The sequence below is a fragment of the Streptosporangium sp. NPDC050284 genome (genome assembly GCF_044459525.1).
Taxonomy (GTDB): domain Bacteria; phylum Actinomycetota; class Actinomycetes; order Streptosporangiales; family Streptosporangiaceae; genus Streptosporangium.
Window position 1 is genome coordinate 157,235 of the sequence record NZ_JBITIZ010000010.1, and the last position, 16,979, is coordinate 174,213.

At 69.5% G+C, this 16,979-nt stretch carries 18 protein-coding genes; 13 read left to right on the forward strand and 5 right to left on the reverse strand.

Translation table 11 applies throughout. The annotated features are described in order from the left end of the window. The first annotated feature begins 7 nt into the window (after positions 1-7). The 6 genes from ACIBH4_RS23745 to ACIBH4_RS23770 all read left to right on the forward strand — a co-directional run bounded on the left by ACIBH4_RS23745 (position 8) and on the right by ACIBH4_RS23770 (position 6,938). On the forward strand, positions 8-1,543 hold the full coding sequence (locus tag ACIBH4_RS23745; protein WP_362764841.1) for a lipopolysaccharide biosynthesis protein: 1,536 nt from the start codon (positions 8-10) through the stop codon (positions 1,541-1,543). A 51-nt stretch (positions 1,544-1,594) separates the two neighbouring features. After that, positions 1,595-2,488, forward strand: a complete 894-nt coding sequence (locus tag ACIBH4_RS23750; RefSeq protein ID WP_362764844.1) for a glycosyltransferase family 2 protein — start codon at positions 1,595-1,597, stop codon at positions 2,486-2,488. Between the two features lie 137 nt (positions 2,489-2,625). Further along, positions 2,626-3,522 (forward strand): hypothetical protein, encoded by an 897-nt coding sequence (locus tag ACIBH4_RS23755; protein WP_362515157.1) that lies wholly within the window; start codon positions 2,626-2,628, stop codon positions 3,520-3,522. A gap of 219 nt (positions 3,523-3,741) precedes the next feature. Continuing rightward, the gene (locus tag ACIBH4_RS23760; RefSeq protein WP_362764847.1) at positions 3,742-4,725 is read left to right on the forward strand and encodes a hypothetical protein; all 984 of its coding nucleotides are present in this window, start codon (positions 3,742-3,744) and stop codon (positions 4,723-4,725) included. Positions 4,726-4,826: 101 nt separating this feature from the next. Continuing rightward, on the forward strand, positions 4,827-5,537 hold the full coding sequence (locus ACIBH4_RS23765; RefSeq protein ID WP_362515153.1) for a hypothetical protein: 711 nt from the start codon (positions 4,827-4,829) through the stop codon (positions 5,535-5,537). A 9-nt stretch (positions 5,538-5,546) separates the two neighbouring features. Next, entirely contained in the window at positions 5,547-6,938 is a 1,392-nt protein-coding gene (locus ACIBH4_RS23770) for an O-antigen ligase family protein (RefSeq protein ID WP_362515151.1), read from the forward strand. Between the two features lie 44 nt (positions 6,939-6,982). Here ACIBH4_RS23770 and ACIBH4_RS23775 read toward each other — a convergent pair whose 3' ends face one another. Further along, complete coding sequence (locus tag ACIBH4_RS23775; protein ID WP_362515149.1) at positions 6,983-7,531, reverse strand: dTDP-4-dehydrorhamnose 3,5-epimerase family protein; 549 nt, start codon at positions 7,529-7,531, stop codon at positions 6,983-6,985. Positions 7,532-7,600: 69 nt separating this feature from the next. Here ACIBH4_RS23775 and ACIBH4_RS23780 point away from each other — a divergent pair, with 69 nt between their 5' ends. From ACIBH4_RS23780 to ACIBH4_RS23790, 3 genes are read left to right on the forward strand one after another with little or no spacing between them, the layout of a single operon-like run. After that, positions 7,601-8,386, forward strand: coding sequence for a WecB/TagA/CpsF family glycosyltransferase (locus ACIBH4_RS23780; RefSeq protein WP_362764849.1), 786 nt, complete (start codon positions 7,601-7,603; stop codon positions 8,384-8,386). Positions 8,387-8,445: 59 nt separating this feature from the next. Further along, positions 8,446-10,704 carry a glycosyltransferase gene (locus ACIBH4_RS23785; RefSeq protein ID WP_362764852.1) on the forward strand — a complete coding sequence of 753 codons (2,259 nt, stop codon included), beginning with the start codon at positions 8,446-8,448 and terminating at the stop codon, positions 10,702-10,704. Positions 10,705-10,717: 13 nt separating this feature from the next. Next, positions 10,718-12,103 carry a hypothetical protein gene (locus ACIBH4_RS23790; protein WP_362515143.1) on the forward strand — a complete coding sequence of 462 codons (1,386 nt, stop codon included), beginning with the start codon at positions 10,718-10,720 and terminating at the stop codon, positions 12,101-12,103. Positions 12,104-12,204: 101 nt separating this feature from the next. Here ACIBH4_RS23790 and ACIBH4_RS23795 read toward each other — a convergent pair whose 3' ends face one another. Then, a complete protein-coding gene (locus ACIBH4_RS23795) occupies positions 12,205-12,954 on the reverse strand; it encodes an ATP-binding protein (RefSeq protein WP_362764855.1) in 750 nt (249 codons plus the stop codon). Continuing rightward, a complete protein-coding gene (locus ACIBH4_RS23800) occupies positions 12,951-13,376 on the reverse strand; it encodes a hypothetical protein (protein ID WP_362515139.1) in 426 nt (141 codons plus the stop codon). The genes ACIBH4_RS23795 and ACIBH4_RS23800 overlap by 4 nt, the downstream gene beginning before the upstream one ends. Before the next feature lie 460 nt (positions 13,377-13,836). Between ACIBH4_RS23800 and ACIBH4_RS23805 the strand changes: the two genes are divergently transcribed. Together ACIBH4_RS23805 and ACIBH4_RS23810 are read left to right on the forward strand one after the other, a co-directional pair. Continuing rightward, positions 13,837-14,658 carry a helix-turn-helix transcriptional regulator gene (locus ACIBH4_RS23805; RefSeq protein ID WP_362515137.1) on the forward strand — a complete coding sequence of 274 codons (822 nt, stop codon included), beginning with the start codon at positions 13,837-13,839 and terminating at the stop codon, positions 14,656-14,658. Continuing rightward, complete coding sequence (locus ACIBH4_RS23810; protein ID WP_362515135.1) at positions 14,649-14,861, forward strand: DUF397 domain-containing protein; 213 nt, start codon at positions 14,649-14,651, stop codon at positions 14,859-14,861. The genes ACIBH4_RS23805 and ACIBH4_RS23810 overlap by 10 nt, the downstream gene beginning before the upstream one ends. Before the next feature lie 39 nt (positions 14,862-14,900). Here the strand turns inward: ACIBH4_RS23810 and ACIBH4_RS23815 are convergent, their stop codons facing one another. Beyond that, positions 14,901-15,065 carry a hypothetical protein gene (locus tag ACIBH4_RS23815; RefSeq protein ID WP_362515133.1) on the reverse strand — a complete coding sequence of 55 codons (165 nt, stop codon included), beginning with the start codon at positions 15,063-15,065 and terminating at the stop codon, positions 14,901-14,903. 123 nt (positions 15,066-15,188) lie between these two features. Next, a complete protein-coding gene (locus ACIBH4_RS23820) occupies positions 15,189-15,932 on the reverse strand; it encodes an MBL fold metallo-hydrolase (RefSeq protein ID WP_362515129.1) in 744 nt (247 codons plus the stop codon). 190 nt (positions 15,933-16,122) lie between these two features. On the opposite strand from ACIBH4_RS23820, the gene ACIBH4_RS23825 reads away from it, so the two are divergent. Both ACIBH4_RS23825 and ACIBH4_RS23830 read left to right on the forward strand, forming a co-directional pair. After that, entirely contained in the window at positions 16,123-16,293 is a 171-nt protein-coding gene (locus ACIBH4_RS23825; protein ID WP_362515126.1) for a hypothetical protein, read from the forward strand. Between the two features lie 338 nt (positions 16,294-16,631). Next, positions 16,632-16,928, forward strand: a complete 297-nt coding sequence (locus ACIBH4_RS23830; RefSeq protein ID WP_362515122.1) for a hypothetical protein — start codon at positions 16,632-16,634, stop codon at positions 16,926-16,928. Positions 16,929-16,979 lie beyond the last annotated feature (51 nt).

Consider the following 16,979-nt stretch of genomic DNA (forward strand, 5'->3'; position numbering starts at 1 on the left):
GACACGGATGGAGCAGCGGACCGAGCCGAACCGTGAACAGGACGGGGACGCCGGTGAGCAGGTCGGGACGATCGGCAGGAAGGCCGGTCGAGGGCTGCGCTGGAGTCTCCTGGGCAACCTGGGCACGAAGGCGACCACCTTCGTCATGGGACTGGTGCTCGCCCGGCTCCTCGTGCCCGAGGACTTCGGCCTCTACGCCATCGCGCTCGCCGCGACCACCTTCGTCATGCACGTCAACGACGTCGGCATCATCGCCGCCACCGTGCAGTGGCGGGGCAGGGTCGAGGAGATGGCGCCGACGGCGACGGTGATGGCCGTGGCGTTCAGCGCGGGGATGTACGGGATCTTCTGGGTGGTGGCCCCGTACTTCGCGGAGCTGGCGGGCAGCGCGGAAGCCACCCCGGTGGTCCGGCTGCTCACCGTGATCATCCTCATCGACGGCGTCACCGCCGTGCGGGCGGGCTCGCTGATGCGCGGGTTCGGGCACGACAGGCTGACCAAGGCCAACATCGCGGGCTCGCTGGTCAACGCCGGGGTGGCCATCGCGCTCGCCGCGAACGGTGCCGGTGCCTACAGCTTCGCCTGCGGGCAGGTGGCGGCCAACACGGTCACCGGCGCGCTGGTGCTCGCCTGGGCCGGGCTGCCGTTCCGCGTCGGCTTCGACCGGGAGGTGGCGGTCAGGCTCCTGCGGTTCGGGGCACCGCTGGCCCTGGGGCTCGGTATCGAGGCGGTGCTGATGAACGCCGACTACGTCATCGTCGGCGCCGTGCTCGGCCCCGTCGCCCTCGGCTTCTACCTGCTCGCGTTCAACGTCTCCAGCTGGGTGCCCAGCGTGATCGGGACCGCCCTGCGCTACGTCACCGTGCCCAGTTTCTCGCGGCTGGCCGAGCAGCGGTCGGAGTCGTTGTCGCTGGGAGTGCAGCGGTCGGTGCCGTTGCTGGTCGCGTTCGTGCTGCCGGTCGCCGTGGTGACGGCCACGCTGGCCCCGGCGATCGTGGCGTTCCTCTACGGCGAGAAGTGGGCTCCGGCCGCCGGGGTCCTGGCGCTGCTGGCGGTCCTGATGGTCGTGCGGATGCTCACCTCCCTCGCCTTCGACATCCTCACCTCGGCGGGCGCCACCAAGGCGACCGTGTGGATGAACCTCGCCTGGGCCGTGGCGCTGGTGCCCGCCCTGTGGGTGGGCACGCACTGGTACGGCATCCGCGGCGCGGCGGTCGGGCACGCGCTCGCCGGCGTCCTGGTCGCCCTGCCGGTGTCGGCGTTGATGCTGAGCCGCGCGGGGGTGCGTCTCGCCCCGATCCTGCCCGCCCTCCTGCGCCCGCTGCTGGGCGCCGTGGTCGCGGCGGCCGTCACGACGACGCTCACCGGCCTGACGGACGGGCTGACGGACGGGCTGACGGGCGGCGGGGTGACCGCGGTTTCCGCGTTCGTCCAGCTCTGCGTGGCCGGAGGCGGGGGACTGCTCGCGTACGTCCTGATCGCCGTACCCATGACACGGCTCAAACAGCTGGGCGCACGGGTGGTCCCCGCCCGCGCCCGCTGACGGAACACCCGAACCCACGAGACCGACGAGATCTGCGAGAGGAGAGGTCGGATGGAGAACTCCGACACGCTGGTGTCCATCGTGCTTCCCGTACGCAACGGGGCCGGACGGATCGAGGGCGCGATCCGTTCGGTGCTCGGCCAGGACCACGAGCGCCTCCAGCTGGTGATCTCCGACAACGCGTCCACGGACGGCACCGAGGAGATCTGCCGCGACCTGGCCGCGACCGACGACCGGATCGTCTATCGCAGGCACCCGGAGAACGTGGGCCTGTTCGACAACTTCGTTCGTACGACCGAGCTGGTGGCGGGCACGTTCTTCCGCTGGGTGGGCGACGACGACCGGTTGGAGCCCACATGCGTGTCCCGGTCTCTCCAGGCGTTCGCGGAGGACGACCGGCTCGTCCTGGTCACCACGCAGGTCGCCTACACCGGCCCCGACGGGACCGTGACCACCACTCCCCTCGATCGCTCCGGACTCACCTCGGACGACCCGGTCGAGCGGTTCGCCGAGATGCTGGGGCTGCTCAACGAGAGTCACCTGCTCATCGACCCGCTGTACGGCACGCTGCGGCGCGACCCCCTCGCGGGGATCCCCCGGCGGAACATGCTCCGCGAGGACGAGGTGTTCGCGGCGAAGCTTGCTCTCGCCGGACCGTGGGGACACGTCCCCGAGGTCCTCGCCCACCGCAACTGGAAGCACGACAGCCTCTCCGCGATCGCCCGACGACTCGACGTGCCGCCCTGGCGGGCCCGCTGCTCCACCGTCCTGCAGTGCGCGGAACTGTTCCGCTGGCTGCGGCAGGCCGATCTCACCGCCGACCAGCGCCACCGCGCCCGCGCCGCCGTACTCGGCATGTACGCGCGGCGCCAGCGGCTCACCGTGGCCCGCCGGGGCCGCAGGCTCGCGCTGCTCGCCTCGGGGTTCGTCCCCGGTGGACGGTGAGCGATGTTCACTCGTGAGGCCGTCGCCGAGCCGCGGACCCCCGAGCCTCGAAACCGGGGACCTCGAATTCCGAGATCCAGGACCTTCCCCGTCCCTCCCGGTGATCCCAGACCAGTGATTCCAGAAAGGAGAACCCCGTGACCACCGTCTTCTCCAACAGCCTGGTGGATGACGACACGCGCAGGGAACTGCTCTACCAAGGGCAGGTCTTCGTCTACTCGGCGACGCCCGCCTCCACCCTGCTCGCCCTCTTCGCCAGGGAGCTGATCGCCGAGGCGTTCGGCGAACGTGACCCGGAGACCGCGCAGTTCGACATGCCGGTGGAGGAGTTCGCCGCCCTGCTCGCCCGGCTCAAGCCCCGCTTCATCCATCATCCCCGGTGCAAGGAACTGCTGCCCGCGGTGCTGGAGGAGCTGGGCTGCGACCTGGACCGCACCTACTTCGACGTGCCCCGGTTGCGCACCTCCACCTCCCACGACTACCTCACCTCCGGCATCTCCTACGCCTTCCATCCTCATCGTGACTGCTGGTACTCGGCCCCGTTCAACCAGCTCAACTGGTGGATCCCCGTCTTCGAGGTGGTCCCGGAGAACGTGATGGCCTTCCACCCCCAGTACTTCGCCAGCCCGGTGCGCAACGGCAGCGCGCGCTACGACTACGCGGAGTGGAACAGGACCAGCCGTCTCACCGCCGCACAGCACGTGCGCGGCGACACCAGGGACCAGCCGCGTCCCGAGGAGGCCGTCGTGCTCGACCCGCAGGTGCGGGTGGTGCCCGAGCCGGGTGGCGTCATGCTGTTCTCCGGCGCCCAGCTGCACTCCACGGTGCCCAACACCTCGGGCAGGACCCGCTTCAGCATCGACTTCCGCACGGTGAACATCGACGACGTGCGCACCCACCGGGGCGCACGCAACGTGGACGCGAAGTGCACCGGCACCACCCTGCGCGACTTCGTACGCTGCTCCGACCTCGACCCGATGCCGGAGGAACTGGCGCTGGAGTACGAGGCGGAGGCCCTGAGCAGGGTCGGGTGAGCGGCGGATCCACGGCCACACGGCCACACGGCCGTGACGCCGACGCCGTGACGTCGCCGACATCGTGACGCCGTGACCGTGACGCCGTGACCGTGACACCGACGCCGTGATGCCGGGTGACGCCCGGTGACGCCCGTAGTGACAAGGAGTTCGTGTGCCGCGACCAATACGCATCGTGTCCTGGGCGTCTGGCGCGCTCGGGGGAGCGGGGACGACGTAGTGGAGTTCTGGAAGACCATCCTCGACCTCGCCAAAAGGAAGCGGGTCGGGTTTCCGCTGGTCGGCATGGCGCTCCTCGCCGCCGTGGTCGTCTTCTTCCTGGTGCCCCCGCGCTACGTGTCGAGCGCCTCCATGGTGCTGACCACGCCCCCCGCGGGAGGAACGACGGACCCGGCCAAGCCGCTGGGGCGGAGCAACCCGCTGCTGCAGTTCAGCGACGGCCTCAGAACCACGGCGGGCATCCTCATCCTGTCCATGAACACCGAGGCGGTCGCGACGGAACTGGGGATCGTGAAGGACGGTCCCGTCGAGGTCACGATCAACGACGGACGCACCAACCCCAACATGCTGGGCATCCTCATGAACGGCCCGTTCGTGTACGTGGAGGTGGAGAGCGACTCGGCCGAGGTCACCCGTACGATCATGGCCAGAACCCAGTTCCGCCTCAGGACCGAGCTGGTCCGCAGGCAGGAGGTGCTCGGCGCCCCCCGCTCCACCTTCATCGGGTTCGTGGAGGTGGTGCCCGCCGGCCTCCCCGTGATGAACCGGAGCGGTACGTGGCAGGCCGCGGGTGGAGCGGCGTTCGCCGTCGTCTTTCTCGGGCTGGGCGCCACGTACGCGGTGGAGCGCCGCAGGGTGTTCCGGCGAAGGGCCGAGGCCGGAAGGCCCGACGAGCCCCGCCCGGACACGGCCCCCGCCCTGCCCATGGAGACGGCCGGGGCAGGCCGGACCGACGAGACGAGTCCCGGTGACCATCAGGAAAAGGGCCGGGCGCGCGAGGGCGGCGAGGAAGACGGGGAGCCCGCGGCCGACAGGGAGGGCAACGGCCGTGGGAGCCGTGACGGCAAGAGCGGCAGGGGACCTGGAAGCCGCGACGGCAGGGGTGCCCCCGAGCATCAGGTCACCGTGTACCCGGCGGAGGTGATGTCCCCGGCGCCCTCGGCGACACCCGGACGACAGCGACACGCGGACGACGACACATAGACCACGACACGTAGCGACGACATGTGAACGGCTACCCGCAGGCGACGACACGCAGAACGGCGACGAGCAGGCGACCGCGACAGGCATACGGAGGGAAACGCGTGGACTTCTGGGGGACCGTACTCATCGTGTTACGGCGTTGGTACGTCGCCCTGCCGGCGTTCCTGCTGTCCATCGGCGGCGCGTTGGGCGTCTACTCGTCGATCCCGACGGTCTACGTCTCGAACGCGGTGCTCGTGCTGACCATCCCGCCCACCGGTGGAAGCCTGCCGAACGATCCCGAGCGCCCCAACGGGCTGACCAACCCCCTGCTGAACTTCGACTGGGGCCTGAGCATGTCCGCCTCGATCCTCATCCAGGTGATCAGCGCGCCGGAGACGGTGGAGTCGCTCGGCGTCCACCCCGAAGGTGACACCACCTTCACGGCCACCAACGGCAGCACCAACCCGGAGGCACTGGACGGCGGGCCGTTCGTGTACATCGAGGGTACGAGCACATCGCCGGCCGGGGCGCGGGACATCGTGACGCGGGTGAGGGACCGGGCGAGGATCGAGCTCGCCGGTCGCCAGAGGCAGCTCGACGCACCACCGGCGACCTACATCACGATGGACGAGATGGTGCCGCCGACGGAGCCGCAACCCCAGCGAGGGGGGAAGATGCGCGGGGCCGCCGCCGCACTGCTGCTCGGGGTGCTCGCCAGTCTCGCCTCGGTGTTCTCCCTGGAGAGTTTCCTGGACGCCAGACGGCGAAGGCGCGGGGTGCCCGTGGCGGCGTCCGGGTTGCCCGCCGAGCCCTCCCTCCTGAGGCGGTGAGGGCTCGGCATGGCCTCCACACTTCGCACGGCCTCGGCACCGGCCCCCGTGTCCGTCGCCTCCCTCGACCGTCCCGGCCTCCGCCGTGCCGACGGTGCCACCCTCGCCGCCGCGTTCGCGGTGGTCCTCATGCTGTCTCCGGCGCGGCTGGTCTTCCGCGGCCTGCCCTTCTCGCTCACGCCCGCCGACGCGGTCGGTCTCTTCGCCGCGCTGTGGTGGTTCTGCGCGCACCTCACCACCACACTCGGCGCGGCGAAGGGCTCCAATCCCGTACGTACCGCGCTGTTTTTGTACAGCGTGGCGATGCTGGCCACCTACGGATACTCCAGCGCCGCCTACCTGCCGCCCGACGAGCTCGACATGGCCGACCACAGCATCGTCCTCGTGGTGGCGACGGTGGGCATCGGTCTTCAGGCGTGCGACGGCATCCGGGGGCGGGATCGGCTGGACTTCGTCCTGAGGTGTCTCGTGATCTCCGGTGCGGCCGTCGGGGTCATCGCGGCACTCCAGTTCGTGCTCGAATTCGACCTGACGAAGTACCTGACCTTCCCCGGTTTCCGGTTCACCTCGGATCTGCCGGCGATCCTCGAAAGAAACACCCTGCGCCGGGTCGCGGCGACCGCCGGACACCCCATCGAGCTCGGTGTGGTCTGCGCGATGATCATTCCTCTCGCGCTGCACTACGCGTTCGGCGCCCGCGACCGGGGTGAGCCCTCCCTGCGGTGGTGGGTCTGCTGCGGGCTGATCGGTACGGGGCTGATGTTCTCCGTGTCGCGCTCCGCGGTCCTCGGGATCGCCGTCGTCGGCGCGGTGCTGGTCACCGGGTGGCCCGCGCGCAGGCGGCTGTGGGCGGCGATCGGCGGCGCGGGCTTCCTGGTCGTGATGAAGGTCGCCGTGCCCGGCCTGATGAGCGTCTTCCTCGGGCTGTTCACCAGCCTGTCCAGCGATTCGAGCATCCAGTACCGGACGCACGACTACGCGGTGGCGGCCACCGAGATCGGAAACCACTTCTGGGTCGGCAGAGGCCTGGGCACCTGGTACGCGCCCAAGCATCTGATCTTCGACAACCAGTACATCCTGTCGCTGGTGGAGACCGGAGTCATCGGCATGGCCACCTTCGCAGGGATCTTCCTCACCGGTATCTGGGCGGCGTTACGCGTCCGTCGCCTCAGCTCCGACCCCGCCGTACGGGACCTGGGGCTCACCCTGGCCGCGTGCCTGGTCGTCCCCCTGGTCGGGGCGGCCACCTTCGACCTGCGCTCGTTCGCGATCGTGACGGGCCTGTCGTTCCTGATCATCGGGTCCGCCGGCTCACTGCTGCGCGCCACCCGGCAGCCGAGGACTCGGGCCGTCCGCCCGCCGGAGAAACCGGGCGGAGAAGCCGGGCGGGGAGTGCGGTGAAGGGGCCGGTGAGGTCACCGAGACCGATGAGGTCGCCGGGAGGATCACCCCACCAGCCGGTCGCGCAGGTCGGCCCAGGATCCCGCGGCCAGGTCGCGCTCGCTGATCGCGGTGACCGGCAGCGGCCAGCCGATGGCGAGGTCGGGGTCGTCGTAGCGGACGGAGACGTCCTCGGCGGGGTCGTGCTCCCGGTCGATCCGGTAGCAGACGTCGGCCTGCTCGGTCAGTGCCTGATAGCCGTGCAACAAGCCAGGAGGAACGTAGAGGTGAACGAACGTCTCATCGTCGAGAACCACCGACATCTGGCGGCCGAAGGTGGGGGAGTCCGGCCTGGCGTCGACGAGCACGTCGTGTACGGCCCCTCGGGCGCACCGGACGAGCTTGGCCTCCCCCCGGCCGCCCCGGCCGTGCAGGGCCCTGATCGTCCCCAGCCGGGACCGCGACTGACTGTCCTGGACGAACGCCTCGGGCCGCAGCCCGTGGGCGGCGGCGAGCGTCGCGTCGAAGGTGCGGGTGAACAGCCCGCGATCGTCCCTGTGCTGGGTGGGGACGAACAGCAGGACACCGTCGATCTCGGCGCGTTCGACTCTCATGCGCCCATCTTTCCGGTTCCCGAACCTCCCGGTCACGGAGAAACGAAAAACGGTACCCGCTCGCCGGAGATGCCCGAGGCCGGGTTCGCGCGGATCAGGGTCGGGGCCGTCGAGGTCATGGCGGTCAGCGAGGAGGAGCTTCTCGACCACGTGGCGGAAGGGTGGCGGCGAGGGCGCGGCGGTGCGATCGTCACCGCGAACGTCGACATCGTCCGCGCCGCCACACGCGACCCCGCCCTCGCGGACCTCGTCACCCGCTCCGAGATCGTGGTCGCCGACGGCATGCCGGTGGTCTGGGCGTCGAGGCTCGCCGGTCTGGCGGTTCCCGGAAGGGTCACCGGCGCCTCGCTCGTACACTCCCTCACCGGGCGGGCCGCGCGCGAGAACCGTTCGGTCTACCTGCTCGGAGGGGAGCCCGGCGTGCCGGAGGCCGCGGCGCGCGCTCTCGCCGAACGCTGCCAGGGACTGCGCGTGGCGGGCACCTGCTCGCCTCCCTTCGGGTTCGACGGCACGCCGGACGGGGTGCGTGCGGTGGTCGAGGAGGTGGTCGCCGCCGTACCCGACCTCGTCCTCGTCGGGCTGGGCTTCCCCAAGCAGGAAAGGGTGATCGAGGCGCTCAGGGCGGAGCTGCCCGACGCCTGGTATCTCGGCTGCGGGGCCGGGATCCCCATGGCGGCCGGGCGGTTCAGCCGAGCCCCCGGGGCGGTGCAGCGGGTGGGCGCGGAGTGGCTGTACCGGCTCGCCCTGGAGCCGCGCCGCCTGGCCCGCCGCTACCTGCGCGACGACGCGCCGTTCGCGATCGCCCTCCTCGCGGGCGCCCTGCGCACCCGTCTCACACCGGGGCGACGCCCATGACCGCCGACTCCCCGACCGCTCTCCCCGTACGGTCCTCTTCCACGAGAAACGGCTCCGACATGGCTGTTCCAGACTGGCCCCCGCTCGCCATAGTGATCGTCACGTATTCGAGTGGCAAGGTCATCGAAGGCTGCCTGCGCTCGCTCGACGCGGCACTCGCAGACGCGGGTCCCGCACGGGTCGTGGTGGTGGACAACGCCTCGGCCGACGACACCGTCGCGCGGGTGCGCGAGGTCGCTCCGGAGGCCGAGGTGATCCAGACCGGGCGCAACGCGGGCTTCGCAGCCGGAGTGAACGCGGGCATCGCCGCCGCGGACGGCTGCGACGTACTGGTGCTGAACCCCGACATCCGGCTCGCGCCCGGTTCCGTGCTCCTGCTCAGGCAGGCGCTCGCCCTGCCGGGAACCGGGATCGCCGCCCCCCGCCTCACCGGTGAGACGGGGGAGCTCCACCTCTCCCTGCGCAGGCGCCCCACCGTGCCGAGGGCGCTCGGGGAGGCGCTGCTCGGTGGGCACAGGGCCGGGCGGATCCCGGCGCTCGGCGAGTTGGTCGTGGACCCGGCCGCCTACGACAGGCCGCAGACGGCCGACTGGGTGTCCGGTGCGGCCTGGATGATCTCCCGCACGTGCCTGGACGCCCTGGACCCCCTGGAGGAGCGCTACTTCCTGTACTCGGAGGAGACCGAGTACATGCTCAGGGCGGGGGAGGCGGGCTTCGCCGTCCGGTACGAGCCCCGTGCCGTGGCGGTGCATCTCGGTGGCGAGCAGTCCACGTCGAGCATGCTGTGGGCGCTGTCGTCGGCCAACCGGGTCCGGATGCACCGGGAGCGGTACGGCCGCCCACGCGGGCAGCTGATGCGGCTGGCCGTCGGGCTCAACGAGCTGGTCCGCGCGGTCGCGAAGGGCCGGGCGGGCGGGAGGCGACACCGGGCCGCCCTGCGCCAGCTGTTCCCCCTGCGCGAATGGCCTCTCCTGCCCGCCCAGGCTCCCCGACCGGCATCCCTCGCCGGTACGACGTCCTCCGCGGCCGATGAGACGGCTCCTCCGGAAGAAGCCCCCCGTACGACGTCCTCCCCGACCGGTGAGGCGGTCTCCCCTACGCCCGCCGTCCGTACGGCGGGCTCTTCGGCCGGTGAGGCGGCGGCCCCCTCCCCCGGCTACGTCTGCTTCTCGGCGCAGGACTGGTGGTACCACAACCGAGCGCACTCGGACTTCCAGCTCATGCGTTCGATCGCCGCTCACCGGAAGGTCCTCGTCGTCAACAGCATCGGGATGCGCATGCCGATGCCGGGCAGGTCCACGCAGGTGCTGCGACGCGTCGGGCGCAAGCTGCGCAGCGTCGCGATGCTCGTCAGGAGGCCGCTGCGGGAGCTGCCCGGCTTCTACGTGATGTCCCCGCTGCCGCTGCCCTTCTACGGGTCGCCGCTGGCGAGGCGGGTGAACGCCCTGCTGGTCCGTGCCCAGGTGCTCGCCGTCTCGTGGGCACTCGGCCTGCGCCGACCCGTGATCATGGTGACCATCCCCACGGCGTGGGACGTGGTGCGGCCGATGCGCAGGCGCGCGCTGGTGTTCAACCGCTCCGACCGGCACTCGTCGTTCCCCGAGTCCGACCGGCCGACCATCGAGGCGCTGGAACGCGGCCTGCTGGAGCGCTCCGACCACGTGATCTACGTCAGCAGCGCGCTGATGGGCGAGGAGAAAGGCGTGACCGGAGAGCGCGCGCACTTCCTCGACCACGGTGTGGACACCGACCACTTCCGGCGGCGCCCGGAGAGCGAGCAGCCCGCCGACCTCCGTGCGATCCCCGGACCGAGGGTGGGTTTCTTCGGTGCGCTGGACGACTATCTCGTCGACTTCGACCTGCTCGAACGGCTCGCCGTCGAGCTGCCGGACGTCTCGCTGGTCCTCATCGGCGACGCGACCGTCCCGATGGAACGGCTCACTCGCCACCCGAACGTCCACTGGCTCGGCTTCAGGCCGTACGAGCGGATTCCCGCGTACGGATCGGGGTTCGACGTCGCGATCATGCCGTGGCTGGACAACCCGTGGATCAGGCACTCGAACCCGATCAAACTCAAGGAGTACCTCGCCCTAGGCCTGCCGGTCGTCAGCACCGACTTCCAGGAGCTCGCGAACTATGCCGACCGCGTGAGAATCGCGGCCGACGGCGGCCTTTTCGTCGATGCTGTTCGTGCGACGCTGCGCGACGGCGGGTTGCAACCGGCCGAGACCGTGCGGGGATCCGTGCTCGGTGCCTCCTGGGCGTCGCGTGCCGCTCAGCTGATGGCGCTCGCCGAGCTGTCACCGGGTCCGCGATGAGAAGGACAGGGGCATGAGATCTGAGAACCACGCCGGGACGCCGGGACGCCGGACCAGACGGTCGTTGCCGCTGCTGGTCGGGGCGGGAGCCGTCTCGGTGTCGGTGGCGGTGCTCGGACTCACCCTGATCGGCGCGCCCGGGGGCGAGGACCGGGGTCCGCTCGCCGGGGCGTCGGCCGACGCCGACAGTGCGTGGGCCGCGGGGCCTCCCGGAGGCGCCGCGCGGGTGCCGTGGGAGGGCGGGCCCGCCTACTACGGGCGGTTCGCCGCGCCGACGGCGGCGGGCTGGACGAACTCGTCGTTCTTCCCGGTGGGCGTCTGGTTCGAGTCCGTGATCACCCAGGGTGACGTGGACAAGGACCGGGCCGCCGGGATCAACACCTACGTGGAGCTGACCGAGACCAGCGACATGGCGCTGGTGCGCAGGAACGGCATGTCGGCGCTGACGCGCGCCCCCCTGCCCGGCTACGGCAACGAGACGGTGGGCTGGCTGCTCAACGACGAGGTCGACATGTGGGCGAAGGCGGGAGACGCGCAGTGGACCGGCAAGCACCCCGGTGAGGGCTCCCTGTGCGTGCCCGAGGACAGGGGGTGCGGTTTCACCGTGCTGCGTACCCGCAAGGAGGAGGTCCCGAAGGGCGACGGCAGGATGCACTACGCCAACTACGGCAAGGGCGTGATGATGTGGGAGAGGGACGCGGACGCCGCCACGTTCGTCAACCGCTTCACCGACGTCGTCTCCTCCGACGTGTACTGGTACACCAGCGCGAGCGTCTGCCTGGACGGGCAGAACTTCCTGTCCCTGCCTGCCTCCAGGTGCCGCAGGGCGGCCAACTACGGCGCCGTCCTCGACCGCCAGCGCGAACTGGACGCGCTGGACGGCCGTCGCCAGCCGATCTACGGCTTCGTCGAGGTCGGCTGGCCCGCCGAGAACGACACCCGGGCGATCCGGCCGGAGCAGGTGACGGGCGCGGTGATGAGCTCGCTGATCCACGAGGCCAGGGGCATCATCTACTTCAACCACAACTTCGGCGGGCCGTGCCACTCCCAGCACGTGCTGCGCGAGGGGTGCGGAAAGGAGGTCAGGCCCGCGGTGGCCGAGATCAACCGGCGGATCGGGCAGCTCGCCCCGGTGCTGAACACCCAGTCGTACGCGCACCGCTTCGGCCCCGGCCTCGACACCATGCTGAAACACCACCAGGGCTCGTACTACGTCTTCGCGATGCTCGACGCGAACACCTCCCCCGGCAGGCGCACCTTCACGCTGCCGCGCGGGCTGCGGGCCGCCCGCGCCGAGGCCCTCTTCGAGAATCGGACGGTCCCCGTCGACGCGCAGGGCAGGTTCACCGACTCCTTCGCCGCCGAACACTCCCACCACATCTACCGGATCACGCCCTGACCCTTGTCATGGACGCTGGGGCGCGGCCAAGTGGTCCGCGAAGGCGGTCTGTTCGCATCGGCGCTGATGAGCCTGGCAAGTCATGAGCGGTCACCACTGGTTCAGAAAGCGGGCCGGACAACTCGTGGGGGTAGGTGCCAGCGGGCCCAGACGGTTTTGCCGGGGCGGTCGGGAAGAGGATTGACGCCGTGATCGTGGGCGATGGCCCTGACGATGGCCAGCCCGCGGCCGTGCAGCGACTCGGGATCCAAGGTTAGATGACGCGGCTGCCCGGTGCCCCGGTCGGTGACCTGGACCTGGAACTCGTCGGCGTCGGCCCACAGGGAGAGCCTGACCACGGGCTCGCCGTGGACGATCGCGTTGGCGAGCAGCTCGCCGACCACCAGGGCGACATCGTCGGCGAGGTGGTGCAGCGCCCAGGCGGCGAGGGTCTCGCTCGCCATGGCGCGGGCCTTGCCGACGATCGGCAGGTCGTGCGGCAGGTCCCAGCAGACGGTGCGGGGGTCGGCCGGAGTCCGCGAGTCATCCGGCTCCGGTGGGGTGTCAGGGGTCTCGGGCATGGATCCTCCTCGGGGCGGCGGTGTGGTGTCCTCGGCCTCGCGCATCAGGGCGCGTAGTTCGTCGGCGGTGCGGGCCCGCACGATCAGGGGTTCGGCGGCGGGCCAGACGGCGACGGCGTGGAAGTGCCGGGTGCCGGTGCCGTACCAGACGGTCCAGGCGGGCTCGATCTGGTCGAGCTGCTCGGCGGCGGCGCGCTCGGCCAGGTCCCAGGGGCGGGAGTCGACCCGCTCGGTGACGGCCCCGCGCCGGTGTCTCCCGCTCTGCCGGGGCTGGGGGACGCGTTCGTTCATGTCGTCGCTCCCTGCCGGTACGGGGTGTGCTTGCCGGAGGGGGTACGAGTGCTCGGCGGTCGTCCTCGCCGGTACGGCACGGGAGCCGTGACGCCGGGCTGCTCCGGTCGCCGGTGCCGACCGGGGGAGACCGCCACGGACCGCGCGGGGAGAGCGGCGGAGGGTGTGGGGCCGGGGATCGTGCGGATGGGCGTTGAGACGGGTGGGCGGCTGGAGAGGTTGAGGCGGCGGCGGACGGTCATCCGGGCGTGGACCTGGGCGGGGGTGGGCTGCTCCCAGTGGTGGCGGGCACGGTGCGGCAGGCTCGCGGCCTCGTGCGCGTACGGGGGATGACCGCACCAGCGGCAGCCGAGCGGCATCGGTGGCCGGCCCGCGTGCCAACGCACCCTGATCGGCCTGGGGTTTCCTCTAGGGTGATGCATCAGATCGGACCTCCTACGTCCGGTCGAGGGGCTTGTCATGGCGTGTCGTGCCGTGGCAGGCCCCGCTTCGTTTTGGGGTATTAGGGGCAACAGGGCGAGGTATTTCCGTCTTGCGCGAAGTGACTGCTGTTCACGGGGTGAGACTTACTCGGCGGTGACAGGTGTGTGTCCGGAAGAGGCGTGAGCCGTGCCTAGGGTGCGTTTTCCAGTGAATCGACGGACATTTTCACTCCCCTTATCCGGACATACCTGGTGATTTTTTCGACGGCAGTAGGAAGCCGCTCTCCGCGCGTAAGGCAGGGCTGATCCGGCAGATTTTCCGCTCCCCCTGACCTCTTCACAGGGTGCCTCCGAGTGACTACTTTTGGTATCGAAAGTCGAGGCACATCAGTGTGACAGTTTGTGGAAAGCTGTGTTTTTTGTGCCACGATGTGGAATCCCCCGGCTGGACGGAGCTGAAATGCCGAAGAACCCAAAAATCAACCCCAAAAACGAAAAGTGGGCTCTCTTTGGCGCGGAGCTCCGCAAGTATCGAAAAAAGGCAAAAATGACCCAGAATGAGCTGGCCGAGGTGACCCAGTTCAGCAGGAGCCTGCTGAGCTTCACCGAGAGAGGTGAGCGCAAACCCGGCCACAACCTGGCGCAACGCTGCGATGACGCTCTGGGGGCGAACGGAGAGCTCCTCCATTGCTGGACGCACATCACGCACGCGGCGAGCCCTCGATGGTTCCGTGACTGGCTCGACATCGAACCGGAAGCGCATGCTTTGCATGCTTGGGAGCCACTCGTCGTGCCCGGTCTTCTCCAGACCGAGGAGTACGCGCGGGCGGTTATCCGTGGGGAGCCTGGCATAACCGACAAGCAGGTAGGAAAGGCTGTCGCGGCTCGCATGGAGCGGCAGAAGATCTTGTTGCGATCTACGCCGCCCATGCTCTGGGTTATCCTCGACGAAGGAGTTCTTCACCGCCCGATCGGTGGAGAAGAGGTCATGCAACACCAACTCCAGTATCTTCTGGAAATGGCCGAGCGGCCGCGGATCGGTATCCAGATTCTTCCTTTGGTGCGGGGATCGACCACGGGGACTTCGGGAGGATTCGTGATCGCCCAGATTCCAGGAAATCCGGATATGGTATATGCCGAGTCTGTAACGCGCGGACATGTGGCGAATCGGCCAGAAGATGTCGAGGCTGTCCGTGCCCGATACGACACCATCCGAGCTGAGGCAAGCCCTCAGTATGTCTCGATCGAATTGATCAGAGAGGCGGAGAGGCTATGGGCGTGAGTGATGAGCTGAAGAGCGCGGCCTGGCGTAAGGCCACCAAGAGTGCGTCAAACCAAGGGAACTGCCTGGAGGTGGCTCCGTTGTCGGGGGGCAGGGTGGGCCTGCGTGACACGGAGGCTCCGGAGCGGGCGCCGTTCGTGGTGAGTGCGAGTGTCTGGGACGCATTCGTGGACGGCGCGAAGAAGGGCGAGTTCGACTTCTGACTCCGTTCCCGGAGCCCCCATGGTGGTGGTCGCGTTGAGTCAGATCCTGCTCATGCTGATCTCCGCGAGCTTGTGCGCCCTGACCTCAGCGGCGAGCCGCTCCATCGCGGCGGACTTCTCACCATCCGATTGCACGGGCAGTCCCGCAGCCTGATGCCGCTCCCGCGCCCGCTGCTTCACCTCGTCCCAGTTGACCGTGCTCATTCATACTCCCTGTCAGTTGGCTCCGCTAACTGTCCCGAAGATGATGATCGGTGCCATCGAAGTGCACCGCATTCTGGAGGCCGGAGAACCGCGCGAGGCGTTCGAAGCCCGGGGAGACCTTCCTCAGGAAAGATCGATGGCGAGGCCGGAAGTGGCGATGCCGGTCTCGCCGTCGTATTCGGCTCCGGCGGCGGCTCGCGCGGCTGTGACGTCCGTCCCCGGCTGCAGGTGAGTCAGCAGCAGGTGCCGGACGTCGGCTTCCCTGGCCTGACGGCCTGCCTGGCGGGCGCTCGACAGGTTGCGCCGCGAAACCTCAGGGACCCGGTCCGCATAGGTGGCCTCGGCCAGAAACAGGTCGGCGTCGCGTGCCAACTCCACCACCTCGGGGCTCGGGCCGGTATCGCCGGTGTAAGCGAGCACCCGCCCTCCCGCCGTCAGTCGTACGCCGGCATTGGGCACCGAGTGCGGCAGCAGACGGGTCTGAGCATGGAACGGGCCGATGTCGATCCGGTCGCCGGCGGTGAACTCACGCAGGGCATGGGCGTTGGTCAGCATTCCCGGGCGGTCCAGCGCGAGCACCGCGTCCAGGGCGCCGGGCAGTGAGTACACCGGCAAGGGAGGCGGCGGATCGTCACGGAACGCGCGTGCCCGCAACAGCGGGTTCAGATCGGCGCAGTGATCGGGATGTCCGTGACTGACGAACACCGCGTCGACCTGATCAGCGGTGATCCGTTCCAACAGCCGCGGCACCGTCGCGTACCCGGGGTCGACGAGCAGCCTGAACCCGTCGTGCTCCACGAGATAACCGCTGCAGGCCTGACCTGCTCCCGGCCACGCACCGCATCCGCCAAGGATTGTCAGCAGCATCCACGAACCCTAACGGCGCCGGCCGTGGCGCGTCCGTGGGAGTGCCGACGAGGAATTCCGGTCGCGTACGGCTCGGGCCGGTCGGAGGCGAGCAGGACGGAGACCTTCGGCTCCTCCCAGTGACTTACAAGTGGGTTTGCAGAAGCCCTTGGTTTGATCCTGGAGCACACACCGATGGAAGGGGAATTCAATGAGGACTCTTGTCAGGCGTACGGTCGCCCTCGCCGCCACCACCACCGCGGCGCTGATGATCGTCGGTTTCGCGACCGCGGGTGCCGCCCAGGCCAAGCCGCGCGAGCTCACCTGGTACTCGTGCGTCATCGACGGCAAGCCGATGATGTGCTCCGACGGTCCTTTCTAGTCCCCATCGGGACGGCCCCGAAGTGACGGAGCGAGCGTTCGGCCGTTTTCGGAAACTGAGAAGGCGTCCCGGTCACCCCTGACGAAGCCCCGCCCCTCGTGGTTTTCCAGAGGAGACGGGGCTTCAGCATGCGCCGCCGCGAAAGCCCGGGGGAGGGCCGGACGCGCGGCAAGGCCGTCATTGTCGACGGCGGGTGAGGTGCTTCCACCTCCCCGGGCCGGAGATGGTGCCGGTTTTCGGGTTCGATGGATGGCCACTGTCGGACACGTTTGGTTGCCGGTGAATCACCAAGGGTATGTCGTGGCACGTTTCCAAACCCCCGCGAAAAGGCATTTCCTATGACCTTCTTCCGCACGACCATCAGCCGCGCCGCCCTACTTCTGGCAGTTCTCGCCGCACCGTTCGTCACCCCGGCCACCGCGCACGCCGACAGCCACTACGTCTGCGCGGACGGCACCCGCTTCCAGCTCTCGGAGATGCTCGGCTACCACGTGCTGGCGAACCAGTGCACCGGCAGCGGGACCGAGAGTCCGGTCATGATCACCATCACCTCCGGCTACTACGCGGGCGAGCACTTCTGTCAGCAACTCCTCGCCCACGGACCGGAGCTGGTCAGCGGCATGCAGTGCACCTGAGCCGGATGGCCCGCTGCTTCTCGCCCAGGCCCATTGCCAACACCTCCACGA